15 protein-coding genes are annotated in these 14,618 nt (G+C 71.9%); 10 read left to right on the top strand and 5 right to left on the bottom strand.

The genetic code is table 11. The features are described from left to right. Positions 1 to 53: 53 nt before the first annotated feature. Positions 54 to 1,748, bottom strand: a complete 1,695-nt coding sequence (gene hutU, locus M2157_RS28680) for a urocanate hydratase (protein WP_280868284.1) — start codon at positions 1,746 to 1,748, stop codon at positions 54 to 56. Positions 1,749 to 1,887: 139 nt separating this feature from the next. On the opposite strand from hutU, the gene M2157_RS28675 reads away from it, so the two are divergent. From M2157_RS28675 to M2157_RS28655, 5 genes are all read left to right on the top strand, one after another. Further along, a complete protein-coding gene (locus M2157_RS28675) occupies positions 1,888 to 3,258 on the top strand; it encodes a diaminopimelate decarboxylase (protein ID WP_280866617.1) in 1,371 nt (456 codons plus the stop codon). Between the two features lie 169 nt (positions 3,259 to 3,427). After that, entirely contained in the window at positions 3,428 to 3,844 is a 417-nt protein-coding gene (locus M2157_RS28670; protein WP_280866616.1) for a hypothetical protein, read from the top strand. Beyond that, positions 3,841 to 4,788, top strand: coding sequence for a hypothetical protein (locus M2157_RS28665; protein WP_280858112.1), 948 nt, complete (start codon positions 3,841 to 3,843; stop codon positions 4,786 to 4,788). Before M2157_RS28670 ends, M2157_RS28665 begins: the two co-directional genes overlap by 4 nt. Before the next feature lie 34 nt (positions 4,789 to 4,822). After that, positions 4,823 to 5,344, top strand: coding sequence for a roadblock/LC7 domain-containing protein (locus M2157_RS28660; protein ID WP_266518431.1), 522 nt, complete (start codon positions 4,823 to 4,825; stop codon positions 5,342 to 5,344). Between the two features lie 20 nt (positions 5,345 to 5,364). Then, a complete protein-coding gene (locus M2157_RS28655; protein WP_266518429.1) occupies positions 5,365 to 5,739 on the top strand; it encodes a hypothetical protein in 375 nt (124 codons plus the stop codon). A gap of 16 nt (positions 5,740 to 5,755) precedes the next feature. On the opposite strand, the gene M2157_RS28650 is transcribed toward M2157_RS28655, so the two are convergent. The 3 genes from M2157_RS28650 to M2157_RS28640 all read right to left on the bottom strand — a co-directional run bounded on the left by M2157_RS28650 (position 5,756) and on the right by M2157_RS28640 (position 8,813). Further along, complete coding sequence (locus M2157_RS28650) at positions 5,756 to 6,349, bottom strand: hypothetical protein (protein ID WP_280866615.1); 594 nt, start codon at positions 6,347 to 6,349, stop codon at positions 5,756 to 5,758. Positions 6,350 to 6,432: 83 nt separating this feature from the next. Next, positions 6,433 to 7,284 (bottom strand): MurR/RpiR family transcriptional regulator, encoded by an 852-nt coding sequence (locus tag M2157_RS28645; protein WP_280858114.1) that lies wholly within the window; start codon positions 7,282 to 7,284, stop codon positions 6,433 to 6,435. After that, positions 7,281 to 8,813 carry an aromatic amino acid ammonia-lyase gene (locus M2157_RS28640; RefSeq protein ID WP_280858115.1) on the bottom strand — a complete coding sequence of 511 codons (1,533 nt, stop codon included), beginning with the start codon at positions 8,811 to 8,813 and terminating at the stop codon, positions 7,281 to 7,283. The genes M2157_RS28645 and M2157_RS28640 overlap by 4 nt, the downstream gene beginning before the upstream one ends. Positions 8,814 to 8,954: 141 nt before the next feature. Between M2157_RS28640 and M2157_RS28635 the strand changes: the two genes are divergently transcribed. From M2157_RS28635 to M2157_RS28615, 5 genes are all read left to right on the top strand, one after another. Further along, complete coding sequence (locus M2157_RS28635) at positions 8,955 to 9,992, top strand: ABC transporter ATP-binding protein (RefSeq protein ID WP_280858116.1); 1,038 nt, start codon at positions 8,955 to 8,957, stop codon at positions 9,990 to 9,992. Next, the gene (locus M2157_RS28630) at positions 9,989 to 10,630 is read left to right on the top strand and encodes an ABC transporter permease (protein ID WP_280858117.1); all 642 of its coding nucleotides are present in this window, start codon (positions 9,989 to 9,991) and stop codon (positions 10,628 to 10,630) included. Before M2157_RS28635 ends, M2157_RS28630 begins: the two co-directional genes overlap by 4 nt. A 1-nt stretch (position 10,631) precedes the next feature. After that, entirely contained in the window at positions 10,632 to 11,330 is a 699-nt protein-coding gene (locus M2157_RS28625; RefSeq protein WP_280858118.1) for an ABC transporter permease, read from the top strand. A 10-nt stretch (positions 11,331 to 11,340) separates the two neighbouring features. Next, on the top strand, positions 11,341 to 12,270 hold the full coding sequence (locus M2157_RS28620; RefSeq protein WP_280858119.1) for an ABC transporter substrate-binding protein: 930 nt from the start codon (positions 11,341 to 11,343) through the stop codon (positions 12,268 to 12,270). An 80-nt stretch (positions 12,271 to 12,350) separates the two neighbouring features. Then, complete coding sequence (locus M2157_RS28615) at positions 12,351 to 12,782, top strand: hypothetical protein (RefSeq protein WP_280859040.1); 432 nt, start codon at positions 12,351 to 12,353, stop codon at positions 12,780 to 12,782. Between the two features lie 396 nt (positions 12,783 to 13,178). Here M2157_RS28615 and M2157_RS28610 read toward each other — a convergent pair whose 3' ends face one another. After that, complete coding sequence (locus M2157_RS28610) at positions 13,179 to 14,567, bottom strand: cystathionine beta-synthase (protein ID WP_280858120.1); 1,389 nt, start codon at positions 14,565 to 14,567, stop codon at positions 13,179 to 13,181. Between the last annotated feature and the right edge of the window lie 51 nt (positions 14,568 to 14,618).

Here is a 14,618-nt window from a genome sequence, read left to right as displayed (position 1 = left end):
GACCGTTCCGGCGGGGCCGTGGCTCTGGACTGTTCCGGAGGTGCCGCGCTCCGTCACGCCGAATCACCTTCACGCATCGGCACCCGCACACCCCGCTCGTCGGCGACGGACTCGGCGATGTCGTATCCCGCGTCCACGTGCCGGATGACACCCATGCCCGGGTCGTTCGTCAGCACCCGCCGGACCTTCTCCCCGCCCAGCTTCGTGCCGTCGGCCACCGTGACCTGCCCGGCGTGGATGGACCGACCCATCCCCACGCCACCGCCGTGGTGAAGGGAGACCCAGGACGCGCCCGAAGCCACGTTGACCATCGCGTTCAGCAGCGGCCAGTCGGCGATCGCGTCGGATCCGTCGAGCATGGCCTCGGTCTCGCGGTACGGGGAGGCGACGGACCCGGCGTCCAGGTGATCCCGCCCGATCGCCAGCGGCGCCGCCAGCTCTCCGCTCGCCACCATGTCGTTGAACCGGTCCCCGGCCTTGTCCCGCTCGCCGTAGCCGAGCCAGCAGATACGCGCGGGCAGGCCCTGGAAGTGGACCCGCTCTCCCGCCATCTTGATCCAGCGGGCGAGGGACTCGTTCTCGGGGAACAGTTCCAGGATCGCCTTGTCGGTCTTGGCGATGTCGGACGCCTCACCGGACAGCGCGGCCCAGCGGAAGGGTCCCTTGCCCTCGCAGAACAGCGGCCGGATGTAGGCGGGGACGAACCCGGGGAAGGCGAACGCCCGGTCGTACCCGGCGAGTTGGGCCTCGCCCCGGATCGAGTTGCCGTAGTCGAAGACCTCGGCGCCGGCGTCCATGAAGCCGACCATGGCCTCGACGTGCCGGGCCATCGACTCACGGGCGCGCACGGTGAACCCGGCCGGGTCCTTGGCGGCGGCGTCGGCCATGTCCTCGAAGGCGACCCCCACCGGCAGATACGCCAGCGGGTCGTGGGCCGAGGTCTGGTCGGTGACGATGTCGACGGGCGCGCCCTCGGCGAGCATGCGCGGCAGCAGCTCGGCCGCGTTGCCCAGCAGACCGATGGAGAGCGGGCGGCGGGCGTCCCGGGCCTCGACCGCGAGCTGGAGGGCGTGCTCCAGGCTGTCGGCCCTGACGTCGAGGTACCGGTGCTCGATACGGCGCTCGATCGCGCGCGGGTCGACGTCGATGCAGATCGCGACGCCGTCGTTCATGGTGACGGCCAGCGGCTGGGCGCCGCCCATCCCGCCCAGACCGGCCGTCAGCGTGATCGTCCCGGCGAGGGTGCCGCCGAACTTCTTGGCGGCGACGGCGGCGAAGGTCTCGTAGGTGCCCTGGAGGATGCCCTGGGTGCCGATGTAGATCCAGGAGCCGGCGGTCATCTGGCCGTACATGGTCAGGCCCAGCTGCTCCAGGCGCCGGAACTCCTCCCAGTTCGCCCAGTCGCCCACCAGGTTGGAGTTGGCGATCAGGACGCGCGGGGCCCACTCGTGGGTCTGCATGACACCGACGGGGCGGCCGGACTGGACCAGCATGGTCTCGTCCTGCTTGAGGGTGCGCAGCGTGCGGACCATGGCGTCGAAGGAGCGCCAGTCGCGGGCGGCCTTGCCGGTGCCGCCGTAGACGACGAGCTTGTCGGGGTGCTCGGCGACCTCGGGGTCGAGGTTGTTCTGGAGCATCCGCAGGGCGGCTTCCTGCTGCCATCCCAGGGCGCTCAGTTCCGTACCGCGCGGCGCTCGTACGGGGCGGGGGTCCTGACATGGTCTGCCTCCTGGGGCTCTGCTGCGGATTGTTGCTGTCGATATTCACATCTTTGCTTTCTGAATAGAACTAGTCAATACGTTCTCGCGTCAGCATCGGTAGGGCAGGGATGTTTCGTTCGGACATCCGAACGCGGCGCGACGGCAGGGACGACGAGTAGGAGTCGTGGTGGACGAGTACGGCAACACCGGTGAAGGGCGGGCCGCCCGCCGGGACGAGGCGGTGCGCGCGGCCGTGGAGCAGGGCCTGCTGGGGCCGGACTCCCCCATCGTCGGACTTCTCGACGTCACCGGGATCCGGGAGTCGGCGGCGGAGCTCCGCGCGGCCTTCGCCGAGGTCACCGCGCCGGGCACTCCGGTGCTGCACGCGTTCGCGGTGAAGGCGACTCCGCTGGTGCCGGTGCTGCGGCTGCTGCGCGAGGAGGGCATCGGCGCGGAGGTGGCGAGCCCGGGCGAACTCGCGCTGGCGCGGGCGGCCGGGGTGGCACCGGCCGAAACCGTCCTGGACTCGCCCGCCAAGACGCCGGTCGAGCTCAGGGAGGCACTGGCGCTGGGGATCGCCGTCAACGCGGACAACCCGCAGGAGCTGGACCGCATCGACGGCCTCATGAGGTCGGCGGTCAGCCGCTCCCCGCTCGGGATCCGGGTCAACCCGCAGGTCGGAGGCGGCTCCATCGGGGCGACCTCCACGGCCACGGCGACCTCGAAGTTCGGGGTGGCGCTGCGGGACGAGGGGGCGCGCGAATGGGTCGTGCGCGCCTACCTCGACCGGCCCTGGCTGAGCCGGCTGCACGCGCACACCGGCTCGCAGGGCATCCCGTTCCCTCTGATGGCCCAGGGGGTCGCGGAGACGTACGCGCTCGCCGAGGAGATCAACCGGCGCATCGGGCGGCCGCAGATCGACACGATCGACATCGGCGGCGGGCTGCCGGTGAACTTCGCCTCGGAGGTGACGGCACCGACGTACGCGGAGTACGCGCGGGCACTCAGGGAGGCGGTACCGGGGCTGTTCGACGGGCGGTACGGGCTGGTCACCGAGTTCGGGCGGTCGCTGCTGGCCAAGCACGGCACGATCGTGGCGCGGGTGGAGTACGCCAAGAGCGCGGGCGGCCGGGCGGTCGCGGTGACGCACGCGGGTGTGCAGGTGGCGACGCGGACGGTGTACGTGCCGGGGTCGTGGCCGCTCCGGATCAGCGCGTACGACGGCAAGGGACGGCCCAAGAGCGGGCCCGAGGTGGTGCAGGACGTCGCCGGTCCCGCCTGTTTCGCGGGCGACCTGCTGGCCGAGGGGCGTGCGCTGCCGCTGCTCGACCAGGGAGACTACGCGGCGGCGCTGGACACGGGCGCGTACTACTTCGCGCACCACTACGCGTACAACTCGCTGGCCCGGCCGGGCATTTACGGCTTCGTCCCCGACCGTGCGGGAGGCGCTCGCTTCGCGACCGTGCGGGATCCTCAGACGCTCGCCTCGATCGTGGCCGAGTCCGGAGGGGCGCACGCCGGTGCGCTCACCACCCTCCACACGCCCGGGAGCCGTTGACACGCAGCGGCGGACCCATTGATCAATGGGCCTGCAAACAAGGCAAGTTGACCCACTCTAGCCACCCGGAGCATGTTCCACCGGAAAATGCCAGATCCCTCACCCCTCGCGCACACGTTGCGTAGTTTCGGCGTCACTCAGCCGAACCCCAGGCGGGAGGGGAGCCACGGTGCAGGGAATCGACGAGTGCCTGCTGGAAGCCATGCGACTGCCGGGTGCGCGGGGGGCCGCGCTGGTCGACTGGACGAGCGGGCTGGCCCTGGGCGCCGTCGGGGAAGCCCCCGGCGGCGACCAGGAGGCGGCCGCCGCGGAGGCCGCCGAGCTCGCCCGGCTCGCCGCCGAGCAGCGCGCCTTCGCCTCCGAGAGTTCCCGGGCCGCTGATGCGGGGGCGCCCGGGGACGAGCCGGACCCGCCGGTCGAAGATCTCATCCTCAGCAACCGGGACAGCTACCACGTCCTGCGGTTCGTGCCGACGTCCTTCGACAGCAGCGTGTTCCTGCATCTGTGGCTGGCCCGCACGGAGGGCAATCTCGCGCTGGCCCGGATCCGGCTCGGCGAGATGGCCGGACGGCTGGAGCTCGGATGACGACGGTCCGCACCACGCCCGCCACTCCGCCGCCCCGGCTGCCGGTGCGCGACAAGGCGGCCGCCCTGGACCGCGGCTGGGGCGGTGTCTCGCCGATGCTGACCCGGCTGGCCGCCGAGCGCGCCACCGGCGTCCTGGTGCGCGAGCGCGGCACCCTGCACCTCGCCGACGGCAAGGTGGTGCACGCCGAGAGCCCGGCCGCCCCCGGCGCCGACGTCCTCCTCGCCGCCCACGGCACGCTGGACGCCGACGTCTGGCGGCAGGCCCTGGCCGAGAGCGTCGCGAGCACGGGGAGCGCCGGCACCGGGGCCCGCCGCCTCACCGGCGCCGAGGCCGTGCGCCGGGCGGGCCGCCGACTGGTCGCGGGCGGGCTGCTCACCCCGGGCGCCCTGGAGATGTGCCGGCTGACCGCGCTGTACGACGCGGCGTACTTCGCCCTCGCCCCGAGCAGCACCCCGGGCCGCTTCCGCTACGGCAGCGAGGACGGACCGGACGAGCCCGCCGTGGAGCCCCGGGAACCCGACGACATCCCCGGCGGCCCGCGCCCGGTCCCGGTCGCGGACCTGGAGCGCGAGACCCTGCGCCGCCGCGACCTGCTGCACCGCATCTGGCCGGACGCCCTGCCGGACGAGGTGCCGCTGACCCGGGAGCACCGCCCCGCGCCTCCGCTGCTCCCGGCCCGGCGGCAGGCGGTGCTGGCCCGCGTGGACGGCATCCGCACGGCGTCGGAGATCGCGCGTGAGCTGGGCCGCCCGGCCTTCCACACCCTGGTGGACGTACGGCGGCTGGTGGCGGCCGGAATGGTCGCGCCCAGCCCGCCGGTGTCCCTCGTCGAGCCTCCGCCCGGGCCACCGGGCGACAGTCCCGCCATCGAACCCGTCGAGCCCGTCGATCCCCACATCACCTTGCTGAAGAGGCTCAGGGATGCGCTGGAGGCCCTTTGAGCGGCAGCGGATCCGCGCCGAGAGGAGAGACCTGATGGCAGCAGCTCAGGACGGGATCCTGGAGGAGCTGCGCCGGCTCAGAGCCCGGGTGCCGCAGCTCACGGGCGCCCTCGCGGCGGACGCCGACGGTCTCGTCCTGGCCCAGGACACCCCGGGTGTCGATCCGGAGGCCGTGGCCGCGCTCACCGGGGCCACCCGGGCGCTCGCCGCCCAGCTGGCCGACGAGACCGGCCAGGGCGACCTGCGCGAACTGCTCGTGCGGGGCGTCTACGGCTACGTCGCCACGTACGCGGCGGGCGCCGGGGCCGTCGTCACCCTGCTCGCGCAGGACCGGGTCAACGTCGGCCGCCTGCATCTCGAGGGCCGCCGGGCGGGTGCCCGGATCGGGGAGCTCGTCGACAGCGCGGCCGCCGAGCACACAGAAGCCATCACGAAGGCGCCCGCGAAGCCCGCTCCGGCACGTGCCAGAGCGGCTCGCACGTCCCGGGCCAAACCCGCGGACCCGCGCGCAGCGGCCACCGCACCGACGGCGGCCCGCACCACCACCGAAAGTTGAGAGAACGAGGAGACACAGTCATGGCCAACACCGAAACCACACTGAAGGAGGCTCTCGCCTCCATCGAGGGCGCGACCGGCGTCGCGCTCGTCGACTACACCAGCGGCATGGCGCTCGGCACCATGGGCGGCAGCAAGGGGTTCGACCTGAACGTGGCCGCCGCGGGCAACACCGACGTGGTCCGCGCGAAGATGCGCACGATGGAACACCTCGGCCTCAAGGGCCAGATCGAGGACATCCTGATCACCCTGTCCGACCAGTACCACCTGATCCGCCTGATCAGCGGACGCGGTGGCAACGGACTCTTCCTCTACCTGGTCCTGGACGCCAAGCGCTCCAACCTCGCGATGGCCCGCCACCAGCTGAGGCAGATCGAAAACGACCTGGAGGTGTGACCCGGGAGCACCGGAACTAGACGAGTGCCGCGGTGCGGCGGCGCGATCCTCCCGGGGCCGCGTCGCCCGCCGCGATACCCGTGCTGCGGTACGCCCTGACCGCCTTGCCGGCCGGGCGGCCGCCGTTCGCGGCGAGCCAGTCGACCCGCACCCACAGCAGCGCGTCCTCGGCCCGCTCGCGCCGCCCGAGCCAGGCGGCCTTGAGCCTCAGGCCGGTACCGCACCCGGCCAGCAGCATGCCGCCCGCGACGGGCACGGCGAACGAACTCGCCAGCGCGACCAGCCAGGCCAGCAGCAGCCACCAGCGGTGTCCGCGGCGCCAGTTGCGCTCACTGACCGCACGGTCCTGGAGCACGTCGTGCTTTCCCGCGCGAGCGGCCGCCCGCCCCAGCGTCGTGTACCGCTTGCGACGGCTGTACGACACCACGGCCACGGCGACGATGAACAGCGCCGCGCCCGCCATCACCCCGATCCGGCGCCCGGTCAGGCCCGGGATCAGCAGCCCGACGCCCGCCGCGAACACTCCGAGCCACCACAGCGGCGCCGCCCCGGCGCGCACGACGACGGCCACCCGAGCCAGCCCCTGAGCCCTGCGATCTGCGCGTGCCACGTCCCGCCTCCTCGTCGTCCTGGCACAGTCCTGCTGGGCCGGGAGAGTAGCGAGCGAACGTGAGACGAGTCTGAAAAAACGCGCTACTCCACGAAGAGTCCCCGCGCCGCCGCCCGCGCGTCGAACTCCTCCAGCCGGGCCTGCGCGTCCGGCAGGTCGTCGCACATCGCCTCCAGCAGCACCCGGCCGAGGAGCATCGGGGCGCAGGCGGTGTCGAAGGCGAGGCCGGTGCCGACGGCGGCGGGCAGCAGCAGGTCGGAGACCTTGGCGACCGGGGCGAAGGCGGAGTCGGCGACCGTGACGACGCTCAGGCCCGCCTCCTTGGCGTAGGCGAGGGTGTCGACGACCTCACGGGGGTGCCGGGGCAGCGCGAAGCACAGCAGGGTCGAGGCGCCCGCGCGGACGGCGGCGTCGATGCGGTCGTGGATCATCGTGCCGCCCTCGTTGAGCAGCCGTACGTCCGGGTGGACCTTGGCGGCGAAGTACGCGAAGCCGTACGCCTGGGAGGCGGCGGCCCGCAGACCGAGCACCGGCAGGGGGCGGGAGGCGGCGAGCAGCCGGCCGGCCCTCTGCACCGGCCGCGGGTCGGCGAGGATCTCCGCCAGGTGCCTGAGGTTCTCGATCTCGGCCTCGACGGCCTGCTGGTACTCGTTGTACGACGCCGAGGCCGCCGACTGTTCGGCGGGCGCGACCTCGCGCAGGTGTCGGCGCAGGGCGGGGTAGCCGTCGAAGCCGAGGGCGACGGCGAAGCGGGTGACGGAGGGCTGGCTGACCCCGGCCAGTTCGGCCAGCTCCACGCTGGACAGGAACGGCACGTCCGCGGCCCGCCGCACCATGCTGTGTGCGATGCGCCGCTGGGTCGGCGTGAGCCGGTGCCCCTCGAACAGTGCCTGCAGCCGTCCCGCGGGAGTGTCCACTCCACCCGTGTCGGTCATGCCTCGCTCCCCCTCCAGATGTCCGTGAACCGGTCGAGCAGTGCGGCCGCCGCCGTCACGTCGCCCGTGAGCGGCCGGTCGGCCGCGTCCTCTTCGAGCACCGCCTCGGCGAGCTCCAGCGCGCGGCCCACCGGGAGGTCCGGGTCGGGCCGGAGGTCGCGCTGGCGCAGCGCCCTTACGGCGGCCACGAGTTCGCAGCCGACGACGAGACGGTACGCGCCGCAGGCACGCAGTGTCTGACGGGCGGCGAGCGAGGCGAAGCTGGCCTGTTCCTCGACGCCTCGGGAGAGTACAGCGTGGCCGAGCGAGGCGGGCGCGGAGAAGGCCCGCAGGTCGCCGAGGGCGGCTCCGGCGGCGTACTCCAGGATCATCACGCCGGAGGAGGCGGGCTCCTGGTCGGCGAGGAAGGGCCTCAGGCGGGTGAAGGCGGGCTCGTTGAGCGTGGAGAGCCGGGACGTGGACAGGCGGGCGACCTGGGTGAGGGCCAGCCTGAAGTGGTCGAGTGCCAGGGCGAGTTGGGCCTGGTAGAAGCCGCCGTGGTGGTAGGCGGCCATGTCCTCGGGCGAGATGAGGGGGTTCTCGGCGGCCGCGTTGATCTCGATCGCGAGGACCTCCTCCAGGGTGTCGGCGGCGTCCTGGGCGGGCCCGTGGATCTGGGGGAGGCACCGGAAGCCGTACGGGTCCTGGATCCGGCCGAGCGGCGGGGTGGGCCGGTCCTCCGCCCCGATCAACTCCCGCATCCGCCGCGCCACTTCGACGGATCCGCGGTGCGGGCGGGCGGCGTGCACGGGGGCGGCGTACGCCTCGTGCGACCCGTCCACGGCCAGCAGCGACAGCGCCCCGACGACCTGCGTGGCCTCGATGAGCCCGCGCAGTTCGTGCAGCGCGAGGGCGGCCTGGCCGAGGGTGAGGGCATTGCTGCTGATGAAGGCCAGGGCGTCGTTGTTGTCGAGGAGCTGGGGCTCGGGGGCACCCCCGGCAGCGCCGTCCGCCCCTCGCCAGGGATGCTCCCCCGCCAGCGCCAGTCCCACCTGGGCCAGGGCCGCGATGTCCCCCGTGCCCACCGAGCCGAACTCGTTGACGACCGGATACGCCCCGCTCTCCAGGGCCTCGCACAGGGCCGTCACGACGGTCGGCCGCAGCCCCGCGCCCCCCGCGAGCAGTTGGTTGGCCCGCACCGCGAGCGTCGCCCGGACCTGCCGGGCCGGGAGTTCCTCGCCGATCGCGCCGGCGTGGCTGCGCAGCAGCCGCAGACCGTGTTCGGCGGCCGCCTCGGTGGGCACGTCCTCGTTCCGGTTGGCGCCGACACCGGTCGAGCGGCCGTAGACGCGTCCGGTCGCGGCGATCTGGCGGGCGGCGTCCCAGGACTCCGTCACGCGCTTCATCGCGTCGGTCCCGGGCACCGGTCGCGCGCTCCCGTCGGCGAGGCGGACGACGTCCGCGACGCCGAGACCGATCCCGTCGAGGATCACCAAGCCCGTGTGCCCGACCTTGACGGGATCAGGAGTGTCCACGATCCGAGACGACATCTAGCTCAAACTCCCCTCAAAGCGGACAACTGATCTTGCCTGCCGGTCATCCGTTACCTCGGATTAACACCGAACCGTTGACAACCTATTCAGCTACCGAGAACTCTGCATGACGTTATACAGCCGGGCAAGGGACATCTCATGATCCAGTTCGACACGGTCCACAAGCGCTTCCCCAACGGCACGACAGCAGTGCACGATCTCACCCTCGACATGCCGGAAGGCGGCGTGACCGTCCTCGTCGGATCCTCCGGTTGCGGCAAGACGACCACCCTCAGAATGATCAACCGGATGGTCGAGCCGACCTCCGGCACCATCAAGGTCGGCGGCAAGGACGTCACCGAGCAGGACGCGGCCGGACTACGCCGCTCCATCGGGTACGTCATCCAGCAGTCGGGCCTCTTCCCGCACCGCACGGTGCTGGACAACATCGCCACCGTCCCGCTTCTGCTCGGCCACGGCCGCAGGAAGGCCCGGGCCCGGGCGGCGGAACTGCTGGAGACGGTCGGCCTGACCGCCGAGGCCGGCAAGCGGTACCCCCACCAGCTCTCCGGCGGCCAGCAACAGCGCGTCGGTGTCGCCCGCGCCCTCGCCGCCGACCCGCCGGTGCTCCTCATGGACGAGCCCTTCGGCGCGGTCGACCCGGTGGTGCGCACCCAGCTCCAGGACGAACTGCTCCGGCTCCAGAAGGAGTTGAGCAAGACCATCGTCTTCGTCACCCATGACGTCGACGAGGCCGTACGCCTCGGCGACCGCATCGCGATCTTCCGCACCGGCGGTCACCTCGTCCAGTGCGCCCCGCCCGCCGAGCTCCTCGCCCGTCCGGCCGACGACTTCGTGGCCGACTTCCTCGGCGCCGAGCGCGGCCTGAAGCTGCTCTCGCTGAAGACCCTGGCCGAGGTCCCGCAGGGCCCGGCCCCGGACGGCGGCGCCTGGACCCTCGTGCGCGACGAAGCCGGGAAGCCGGCGCACTGGCGCTCGGCGGACGCCCTCGAACTCCCCGTGCGGCCCCTCAAGGACGGCGACTCCCTGCTCGCCGCCCTCGACGAGTCCCTCGCCTCCCCCACCGGTCTGGTCGCCCGCGTCGACGCCGACGGCGTCCTGACCGGTGTCACCTCCCGCGACGACATCCACCGGCACGCGGGCCGCGCCCACACGGAAGCCCGGGTGGCCGCATGACCATCGACTGGTCGTGGATATCCGGCCACACCGACGACCTGACCACCCTGACGGTCTCGCACCTCCAGGCAGCCCTGAGCGCCGTCTTCTTCGGCCTGCTGATCTCGCTGCCCCTCGCGGTGGTCGCCCACCGGATCCGCCCCCTGCGCGGCTTCCTGCTCGGGCTCTCGAACGTCCTGTTCACCATCCCGTCCATCGCGATCTTCGTGCTTCTGCTGCCGGTCAGCGGTCTGACCCGCACCACGACCGTGATCGGCCTGACGGTCTACACCCTGGTCGTCCTGCTGCGGAACACGGTCGAGGGCCTCGACTCGGTCCCCGCGAGGACGAAGGAGGCCGCGAAGGCGATGGGCACGCGCCCCCTGCGCACGCTCCTCACCGTCGAACTCCCCCTCGCGCTCCCGGTGATCATGGCGGGCGTGCGGATCGCGACCGTGATGTCGATCTCCCTGGTGTCGGTCGCCACCTACATCGGCGACGGCGGCCTCGGCCAGCTCTTCACCGACGGCTTCCAGCGCGACTTCCCGACCCCGGTGATCGTGGGCGTGGTCCTCACGCTCCTGCTCGCCGTGGTCGCGGACGCCCTGCTGGTGGCCCTCCAGTACGTCCTGACCCCGTGGCGGCGGAGGCGAGCCTGACATGTACGAACTCTTCAAGAACCTCGGCACCTGGCTGACCAGCGGCTCCCAGTGGACCGGCTCGGACGGCATCGCCCACCGCCTCGCCGAGCACCTCCAGTACTCACTCCTCGCGACCCTCGTCGCGGCCGCGATCGGCCTCCCCCTCGGCCTGCTGATCGGCCACACCGGCAAGGGCGCCTTCCTCGCGATCAACCTCGCCTCCTTCGGCCGCGCCCTGCCGACCGTCGGCCTGGTCGTGCTGGTCTTCCTGGCCGGCGGCCTGTCCATGCTCCCGGTCTACGTCGCCCTGGTCGCCCTCGCGGTCCCGGCGATCGTCACCAACACCTACGCCGGCATGACGGCCGTCGACCCGGACGTTCGCGATGCCGCCCGCGGCCAGGGGATGCGCGGCCACCAGGTCCTCCTCCAGGTCGAACTGCCGCTCGCCCTCCCCCTGATCATGACCGGCCTGCGCCTGGCACTGATCCAGGTCGTCGCCACCGCGACCATCGCGGCCTACGTCTCCTTCGGCGGCCTGGGCCGCTACGTCTTCGACGGCCTCGCCCAGCGCGACCTCGTACAGGTGCTCGGCGGGGCGGTGCTGGTCGCCGTGGTCGCCGTGGCCCTCGACCTGCTGCTGTCCGGCCTCCAGCGCTTCCTCTTCCTCCCCCACTCTCGACTTCGCTCGAGCGGGGGGACCCCCACCCGCACTGCCTAGGGACCTTTCGATGAACCGACGCACTCTCCTCGGCGGCCTCTTCGCAGCGGCCTCCGTCCCCGCCCTCGCCTCCTGCTCCAGCGGCGTCACCTCCCTCGACGGCCAGGGGAGCTCGTCCGGTGGCGGCGGCTCCAGCAAGGGCGGTCTCACCATCGGCACCGCCAACTTCACCGAGAACCAGGTGCTGGGCTACCTCTACGCGGCGGTGCTCCAGCAGGCCGGCGTGAAGGTGAAGGTCCGCCCGAACCTCGGCACCCGCGAGATCGTGATCCCCGCGCTCAAGGCGGGCGACATCGACCTGCTGCCCGAGTACCAGGGCGCCCTGCTCAACTACCTCGCCCCGAAGGACGCCTCCGCCGAGCCGGGCACCATGCAGAACGCGCTCACCGTGGCACTGCCCGGCGGCCTCCAGGTACTGCCGTACGGCCAGGCGGCCGACTCCGACTGCTTCGCCGTCACCCGGGCGACGGCACGGAAGTACGGCCTGACCTCCCTCGCCGACCTCGCCAAGCAGAACGGCGAGCTGGTCATCGGGGCCGCGCCCGAGGTGAAGAAGCGCCGGGTGGGCGCGGTCGGGCTGAAGGACGTGTACGGCGTCGAGTTCAAGGAGTTCAAGTCGCTCGACTCGGACGGCCCGCTGGTCAAGGGCGCTCTGAAGAAGGGGGACGTGGACGTGGCGAACCTCTTCACCACCGACACCGACATCGCGGCCAACGGCTGGGTGGTGCTGACCGATCCCAGGAACCTCATCCCCAGCCAGCACATCGTCCCCCTCATCGCCGACCGCAAGGCCGACGACACGGTCCGCAAGGCGCTCGCCCGCCTCGGCAACGTCCTCACCACCGAGCAGCTCACCCAGCTCAACAGCCAGGTCGACAACGACAAGAAGGACCCGGAGGACGTGGCGAACGCGTACGCGAAGCAGCACGGGCTGGCCTAGGAGGGACCCCCGCTTCAACAGGGGGGATAACCCCAGTGCAGCGGGCGTTCCGGCTGCCTACCGTGGGTTCCATGACCCCAATGGATGAGCGGGACCCCGAACTCAAGAAGGAACTCAACGCCACCCTGCAGGCCCGCAGGGAACTGGGCGAGGAGTACGAGTCCGCGCTGGTCGACTCGTTCCTGGAGAAGGTCGACCAGCGGATCGACGGCGCCGTGGACCGCCGTCTGCGCCGGCAGCTCGCCGAGCAGCAGATGGTGACGGCCCGGGGTGCCCGCTCGCCCAAGTCCACCGACTCCTTCGGCGAACGCTACGGCTTCGGCATCGTCTCCATGGTCCTGGCGATCCCGCTCTCCGCGATCGGCGGCGGCCTGGCCCATCTCCCGGGTCTCCTGGTCGCCTGGGCCGGCATCGTCGGCGTCAACGCCTTCCAGGCCGCCCGCACCAACCCGGACCTGTTCCGGGGCCGCCGTCACCGCGGGTCGTCCAAGGACGGCGACTGGGAGGGCTGACACCGGCTCGGGGTCCGTCAGGCGTGGCTCGACGGCGGCGGGTGGGCAGGGTGCCGGACGCGGCCGTAAAAAAATAATGCGCGGGGACCGCCGCACCCCCGTTACCGGGGGGCGGGACGACGGCGGTCCCCGCGAAGGACGTCGACCGGGTCAGGCCAGGTCTCACGTCCGGCGTCCATGGAGGTCCGGGAGCCGCTCCGGAGGTCCTTGGACGTTTCGGTGCCGGCTGGGGCGGGGAGCCGCTCCCGCCCTGCCGACATCCACCAATGTGCCGGACCCGTGTTAAGCGTGTGCTGCGCGGACGTGACACGCTCGTACCAGTTCCGCGAAGTCCACCCTTTCGGTGGGAAACCGCAAGTTCGCCTCCGGCACCCGGCGTTCACCGGACGTTTCCCGCTACTTCCCGCCCTTGGCGAGGAAGGCCAGCAGATCCTGGCGGCTGATGACGCCGGTGGGCTTGCCCTCCACGAGGACGATGGCCGCGTCCGCCCGGCCGAGGACCGACATCAGGTCGCCGACCGGCTCGCCGGAACCGACCTGGGGCAGGGGGGCCGACATGTGCTTCTCCAGCGGGTCCTCCAGCGAGGCCCGCTGGGTGAACAGGGCGTCGAGCAGCTCGCGTTCGACGACCGAGCCGACGACCTCCGCGGCCATCACGTCCGGGTGACCGGCGCCCGGCTTGACGATCGGCATCTGCGAGACGCCGTACTCGCGCAGGACCTCGATCGCCTGGCCGACGGTCTCGTCCGGGTGCATGTGGACCAGGGAGGGGATGGCGCCGTGCACCTTGTCGTTCAGGACGTCGGCGACGCGGGCGCTCGGGCCCTCGTCCTCCAGGAAGCCGTAGTCGGCCATCCACTCGTCGTTGAAGATCTTCGAGAGGTATCCGCGCCCGCTGTCCGGGAGCAGGACCACCACGACGCCGTTCTCGTCCAGGCGCTCGGCGACCCGCAGGGCCGCGACGACGGCCATGCCGCAGGAGCCGCCCACCAGCAGGCCCTCCTCCTTGGCCAGCCGGCGGGTCATCTGGAAGGAGTCCTTGTCCGACACCGCGACGATCTCGTCGGCGACGGTCCGGTCGTAGGCGGTCGGCCAGAAGTCCTCGCCGACGCCCTCGACGAGATACGGCCGCCCGGACCCGCCGGAGTACACGGACCCCTCGGGGTCGGCGCCGACGACCTGGACCTTGCCGTCACTGGCGTCCTTCAGGTAGCGGCCGGTGCCGGAGATGGTGCCGCCGGTGCCGACGCCCGCCACGAAGTGGGTGATCTTCCCCTCCGTCTGCTCCCACAGCTCGGGGCCGGTGGAGTGGTAGTGGGAGAGCGGGTTGTTGGGGTTGGAGTACTGGTCGGGCTTCCACGCGCCGGGCGTCTCGCGCACCAGCCGGTCGGAGACGTTGTAGTAGGAGTCCGGGTGCTCGGGGTCCACGGCGGTCGGGCAGACGACGACATCGGCGCCGTAGGCCCGCAGGACGTTGATCTTGTCCGTCGACACCTTGTCGGGGCACACGAAGATGCAGTGGTACCCCTTCTGCTGCGCCACGATGGCAAGCCCGACCCCGGTGTTTCCGCTGGTCGGCTCGACGATGGTGCCCCCGGGCTTCAGCGCCCCGCTCTCCTCCGCCGCCTCGATCATGCGCAGGGCGATGCGGTCCTTCACGGAGCCGCCGGGGTTGAAGTACTCGACCTTGGCCAGGACGGTCGCCTTGATGCCCTTGGTCACGCTGTTGAGCCTCACCAGCGGGGTGTTGCCGACGAGGCTGATCATCGAGTCGTGGAATTGCACCGTTGTCTCCGGATGCTTGCAAAAGAAGTGGTCCTAGTGGTCCAGCCAGCC

Source organism: Streptomyces sp. SAI-127, from assembly GCF_029894425.1.
In the GTDB taxonomy this organism is placed as follows: domain Bacteria; phylum Actinomycetota; class Actinomycetes; order Streptomycetales; family Streptomycetaceae; genus Streptomyces.
The sequence above is the reverse complement of the archived record's forward strand: the minus strand, read 5'-3'. Positions and strand labels throughout refer to the sequence as shown.